The following is a 245-nucleotide window of genomic DNA, read 5'->3' as shown; positions in this document are numbered from 1 at the left end:
CCTGCTCTTCGAGGTTGCAATGTCGCTTGTAGCGAAGAACCCAGAATTTAGGGAACTCCATAATTACTACACAACTAGAAGGCTAAATCCATTAAAGAAGATGCAGTCACTTATGGCAATAGCAGCGAAGCTGCTTCGTGTTTTTTATGCCATACTGACAAAAGGCGTGGGCTATGATCCCAAGAAGATGGTCAATGACATCAGGAGACCGGCGGCTTATGCGCAGGCTGCGTAAGAAAAACAAG

1 pseudogene is annotated in these 245 nt (G+C 45.7%); it reads left to right on the top strand.

Features of this window, described 5'->3' with window-relative positions:
• A pseudogene (locus NE668_RS09970) lies at positions 1-235 on the top strand (IS110 family transposase); the annotation flags it as partial.
• Positions 236-245: the final 10 nt, after the last annotated feature.

Source organism: Veillonella parvula (assembly GCF_024461875.1).
Lineage (GTDB): Bacteria > Bacillota > Negativicutes > Veillonellales > Veillonellaceae > Veillonella > Veillonella parvula_I.
Note: the sequence above shows the minus strand (reverse complement) of the source record. Positions and strands in the feature narration are given on the sequence as shown.